Annotated in this window: 2 protein-coding genes; both read right to left on the bottom strand. The window is 49.7% G+C overall.

The window, feature by feature from the left end; all coding sequences use genetic code 11:
• Positions 1–1443 (bottom strand): condensation domain-containing protein (locus tag J7E26_RS17815; protein WP_251034717.1); only part of this gene is annotated, 1443 nt, incomplete at its 3' end.
• A 25-nt stretch (positions 1444–1468) separates the two neighbouring features.
• Positions 1469–6179 (bottom strand): non-ribosomal peptide synthetase (locus J7E26_RS17810; RefSeq protein ID WP_214814442.1); only part of this gene is annotated, 4711 nt, incomplete at its 5' end.

Here is a 6179-nt window from a genome sequence, read left to right as displayed (position 1 = left end):
GATTTCCTGCGGCGTTTGTGCGGCTTGGCGCTCGAACATAGCATGAATCGTTTCATATTCAGGCCGCTCTGTTTCCTCAGAAAGCGGAGCGAGCAGCTGTTCTTTTTCCTGCTGAGTAATGATTGTCAGACTGCTCGGGGTGATCGCCGGGTTTTCCAAGACCTGCGAGACGATGTGTGTCAAATGGCCTTTTATATTCTCGATAAAGAAACGGTCATATACGCTTGAGTCGTATCTCATTTTCAAATGGATTTCGTCACCTGGCGCGACCATGAGATAAAAGCTGTAATTGGTTTCGTCCTCCATGCTGAAATCATGAATGTGAAAAAGGTCCTTCGTGTCCCCTCTGCTGTTCAGTACATCTATTTCCTGTTCGACGGGGTAATTTTCAAAGACAAGAATATGATCGATTAAGCCTTGTTTGACGGCAGAATTCGCCTGTATATCATAGAGCGGATGATAGCTGCAGGCCTGTCCTTCAAGAGCGTCTTTTTGCACTTGCTTAATGAGTTTGCGGAACGGGACGTCCGTTCCGCTGATCCGCACCGGCACCGTATTGATAAACAGTCCGATCATCCGCTCGATGCCCTCGATTTCAGACGGTCTTCCGGAGATGACCGAACCGAAGACCGCATCTTCCGTCTGATTATACGCTTGCAGCAAAATGCCCCACAGTGTGTGGAAAATGGTGCTCAGCGTAACCTCTTCTTTGACGGCCAATTCTTTCAGTTTGGCTGTATCGTTTTCAGAAAAGGAGAAAGTCACTTCCTCTTGGCGGCTTTGACCGGCTTTTTTCTGTTTCGGCAGTACGGTCTGCTGCTCAAACCCTTCAAGATAACGCGCCCAGTACCCGGCAGCCTTTTCTTTGTCCTGCTCCATCAGCCATTTGATATAGGTTCCGTACGGCACGGCCGGCTCAAGCGTTAAAGCCGTTTTGCGGAGACGTGAAGCGTAGATCTGGAAAAACTCCTTCAGCACGATTCCAAGGCACCAGCCGTCCATGATGATGTGATGAAAGCTCCAAATACACGTATATTCTCGTTCTCCGGTTTGGAGAAGAGTTACCCTCATCAGCATGTCTTTTTGCAGATGAAATCCTTTTGCCCGGTCTCTTTTTTTGACATCCTCGATATAATCGATTTGATCAGCGCCGTCTAAATGAGTGAGATTTTCCTCACTTATGCTGACAGTCCGTTCTTTTAATACTACCTGCTGCGGCACAGACACGTTTTGGCTGATAAATATCGTCCTGAAAATATCATGCCTGGCAAAAAGAACATTAATGCTCTCCTCAAACACGCGGGTGTCAACCTCTCCTGTTATTGAAAAGGAAGCCTGCTCGGCATATGCCTGCGAATCCTTTTGCAGGAGGGAATGAAAAAGCATTCCTTCCTGCATGTAAGACAGCGGGTAAATATCCTGAATTGCATTCTTTTTTGTCATGTTATGATCTCCCTGTCGCCTTTTTCTACAATTCCTCGACAAAACTCGCTATGCTGTCCAAATCCTCAGTTGTTAATGTTTTGCTGCTGAAATCACTAACCGTTTTTTCTGTTTCTTGTTTGCCGGTGCAGTGTTTCATAATATCGTGCAAATATTGATTCAGCGTATGCAAAAGCTGTTCCATTGTCTCTTTGCGGAAGCGGCTCGGCGGATAGCTCAGATTGAAATGGAGCTGGTTTTTCGCGGCCATTGCGCTCATTTCCACCAGCTGTTCGCGCTGCCATGTAGGTGTGATGTCCTTTCCGCTCGCAAGGCTTGATAAGCCGAATGTGTCTTGTTGTTCTGTATCATTGAATTGGCCTAAATAGTTAAAGCCGATTTCCGGGGCTTTGCCAAACTGAATGGTTTTGCGATCGAGATCTGTCATATATTTCAAAATGCCGTAGCCTATTCCTTTATCCGGTATTCGGCAAAGTGTATCTTTGACCGTTTTTACAGCTGATCCCAGTTCGGACCCGGCTGTTTTCAGATCAATGAGCACCGGGTACATTGAGGTAAACCAGCCGACTGTACGGCTGATATCCAGCTCCGGAAGAATGTGCTCTCTCCCGTGCCCTTCCATCGCAATGCGCAGTTTCCCGTCTCCTGTCCAATCCCGTAAAGCCAAGGCTGCCGCAGTCAGCAGAATATCCTGTGTATCGGTATTATAGGCGCGGTTCACCTGCTGAAGTAAAACGGCTGTATCTTCTTTTGAAAGCGAGAAGCTTACCGTTTGCCGAATGCTGTCTGCTTCAGCTTGCCGCTGCGGTTTTTCATAAGGCAGCAGGGCAGCCCTCTCTTCTTCGGCTGAACGCCAATATTCCTCCTCGCTCATCAGCTTGCTGCTTTGTGCGTATTCCGTAAGCCTCAAGGCGTATTCTTTGTAGGAATCGGTCTTTGGCGGAAGCTGGACAGGCTGTCCTATTACGGCTTGCCCGTAAGCGGCGGATAAGTCCTCCAGCAAAATGCGCCATGACACTCCGTCTACGGCCAAGTGATGAATGGTCAAGAACAAGTAGTCTCCTGACGATGTTTTGAACCAGCCGGCTTTTAATAACGGACCTTTTTCCAAGTCCATACGCTTTTGAAGCGCGGCCACCTCTTTTTCTATTACCGTTTCCCACGCATCGGTTTCAGAAATATCACATGTGTCCAAGCTGTACAGTTCATCTTTTTGAACGCTCTGATTGATTTGCTTCAGCTTTCCGTTTTCTGTGCAAATCGTGATCCGTAGCGCGTCATGATGAATGGCGAGCTGCTGTAAGGCTGACCGCAGCGGCTGTTCCTGTAATGCTTCAGAGCTGAACAGCATGACAGATTGATTGAAATGATCGCGCTCTTCCATACGCTGCGATAAAAACCATTGCTGTACGGGTGTCCAAGGGATCTCTCCCTCGACCGCCCGCTGATCTATCACTCTTTCCGTCTTGCGGATAAGAGGCGCAACTTCCTTAATGGTCGGGTGGCGGAATAAGTCGCTTGCCGTCATTTTCCACCCAAAGCGGCCGAGGCGGGCAGATACTTGCAGGGCTTTGATCGAATCGCCGCCCAGTTCAAAAAATGAATCTTCAATGCCGGCTTGCTTGACGCCGAGAACGTCCTGCCAAATGACTGTAAGCTGTTCCTCCAGCTCATTCCGGGGCGCTCTGTATGTCGTGTGAAGAGAGAGCTCCGGTTCGGGCAGGGCCTTCCGGTCAAGTTTCCCGTTTTGCGAAAGCGGCAATGCCTCCAGTTCCATCATATAGGCCGGGACCATATAATTCGGCAGGCGGTGAGAAAGGTGAGAACGAACCTTCTCAGTGTCCATGTCAGCCTGCAGGCTCATGTATGCGATAAGCTCTTTATTGCCGGACGGCCCGGTTCTGTCTATCACAGCCGCTTCTTTTACGCCGTCAATATGCCGCAGCGCTGCTTCAATTTCTCCAAGCTCGACCCGATATCCCCGGATTTTCACCTGATCATCCATCCGCCCGATGTACTCAATCGTTCCGTCGGGGAGCCAGCGGGCTAAATCCCCGGTGCGGTACATTCTTTCTCCCGGTGCGTATGGATTCGGGACAAATTTTTCTTTTGTCAGTTCAGGCCGGCCGAAATAGCCTCTGGCCACTCCGTCTCCGCCCGTGCATAGTTCTCCTTTTACGCCGATCGGCTGAAGTGTTCCCCTGCTGTTTACAATATACGCGGTTGAATTTCCGACAGGCCGGCCGATCGGGATTGAATGGTCATATGTGCTTTCAATCAGAAAGCATGTTGAGAACGTTGTGTTTTCAGTCGGTCCGTATCCATTCCATACTGAAAGGTGCGGCAATGCATTCCGAACACGGTTCACATGGCTTGGCGACAGTGCTTCTCCGCCGATAATCAGTTGGGATAAACCGGAAAACACTTGATCATTCTGCTCTGATAAATGGTTAAACAGAGACGATGTCATCCACAGTGTTGTGATTCCGTTTTGCTGTATATATGTTTCCAATTCGTAAGGTTCAAGGTATGTTTCTTTGTCACTCAAATATACAGAAGCGCCGTTCAAAAGCGGACCGAATATTTCAAATACAGTAACGTCAAATCCTAACGATGAAGTAAACAGAAGTCTGTCTTTCGGCGTAAAATCAATATAATTACTATTTTTCACGAGTCGGATCACGCTGCGCTGTTCAACCATTACGCCTTTTGGTGCGCCGGTTGATCCGGACGTATAAATCATATAGGCGAGTGAATCCGGACCGCCGAGCTGTTCAGGATTATTTGTGCTTATTCCGGCCTGCATTTGTATATCTTCTATGAATAAACGTTTTCCTGAAACAGGGTACTCCAGTTTGTCAGACTGAAGGAGAATATCAGCCTTGCTGTCTCCGAGTATCCATTCTATTCGTTCCGGCGGCAAGTCATCAGCGATAGGCAAATAGGCTCCGCCAGCTTTTAAAATCCCGAGAATTCCGGCGGCAAGCTCAGGGGTGCGGCCTGTTAATAAAGCGACAACACTTTTCGGACCGACACCGTTCGTTCGAAGCGCGGCTGCTATTCTGTTGGCCCGCTCGTTCAGTTCATGGTACGTCAATGTTTGTCCGCCGCATACGACCGCCTGCGCGTCAGGTGTTTTTGCCGCTTGCTGTTCAAATAGACGGCTGATTGTTTCGTTTCTCGGGTAGTCTCTTTTTGTCTGATTAAATTCATCGAGGATGCGTCTTGTTTCGTCATCATCCAGCACATCTATGTCACCGAGCTGTATGTTCTGATTGTCAATAACATGTTTAAGAATGTGAGTAAAATAGGAAAGCCATTTTATGACCGTCTGTTTTTGATAGATATCGGTGTTAAATTCAAAATCAAGACCGATTGTGCCCTCGGATTCCTCTGATGCGTAAAGCGTTGCATCAAACTTTGAAGCTTTATGACCGATATCCGGAGCTTGGGCCAAGTGCAAATCATTCAGAAAAAGAGATTCACGCTCCATATTTTGGAGAACAAACATAACGTCAAACAGCGGATTGCGGCTTGTGTCGCGAACGATGCCGAGCTGTTCAACGAGTTCTTCAAACGGATAATCCTGATTCTCATACGCATCAAGCGCTGTTTGCCGAACCTCAGCTAAATAGTCTGCAAACCGTTTGTCATCTTTTGGTTCAGTCCTGATGGCGAGCGTGTTGACGAACAAGCCGAGAACCGGCTCAAGGTCTTTATGCGGCCGGCCGGCAATCGGCGAGCCGACGATGATGTCTTCCTGTCCGCTCAGGCGCGCAAGCAGTGTATTGTAAACGGCGAGAAGCACCATATACAGCGTGGAACCGTGATCCCGGGCGATGCGGTGAAGGCCCGCTGCCGTTTCCGCATCAAGCGTACAGGATACCTTGTCGCCCGCAAAGCTTCTGACTGCCGGACGGGCTTTGTCAGCCGGAAGCTCCAGCACAGGCAGCTCTCCGTCGAGCTGCTTCAGCCAGTAGGCCTCCTGCTTCTGATACGTCTCTCCTTGTTTAAACTCCCGCTGCCATACGGCATAGTCTTTATATTGAATGCGCATCGGCGCAAGCGTCCGGCCTGCGTACAGCTCCCCGAATTCCCGGATGAGCGTGTTGACAGACACGCCGTCGGAAATAATGTGATGCATGTCCGTCAATAAGAGATGACGCTCATCTGTTTCTTTGACGAGAGCCGCCCGGAAAAGCGGCGCTTCATCAAGGCGGAATGGACGGACGAAGGCTTCCGCTGATGTTTCATCAGTCAGATTGAACGACACTTTGTCATGGATGCGCTGCACGGGTTCGCCGTCAGGGCCCGTTTCAAAGGACGTTCTGAGAGACTCGTGGCGCTCGATCAGCTTTTGGAACACTTCATCCAGCCGATTGCGGTCAAGCGGTCCCGTCAGTTCAAGCACCGCCGGCATATTGTAGCCCACACCGCCGTCTTCGAGCTGCTGGAGCACATACATCCGCTTTTGCGCAGAAGAGACCGGATAAGTGTCTCTTTTTTCTGCCGGCTGAATCGCTTCATACGGGCTCTGTTCCAATTCCTGAATGACGGAGGCAAGCTCCTCCACTGTCGGCCGGGCGAAGATGTCCTTCAGCGGTACCTGTACGCCGAACTCCTTGGCGATGCGGGAGACGAGCGCCGTCGCTTTTAACGAATGGCCGCCCCGTTCAAAAAAGTGATCGCGGATGCCGACAGGGCCGTTTTTCAGCACCTCTTCCCAGAGCTTGGCG

It is taken from the genome of Bacillus sp. ISL-51 (assembly GCF_018613535.1).
Classification (GTDB): Bacteria; Bacillota; Bacilli; order Bacillales; family Bacillaceae; genus Bacillus.
This window is presented reverse-complemented; position numbering and strand designations above follow the sequence as displayed.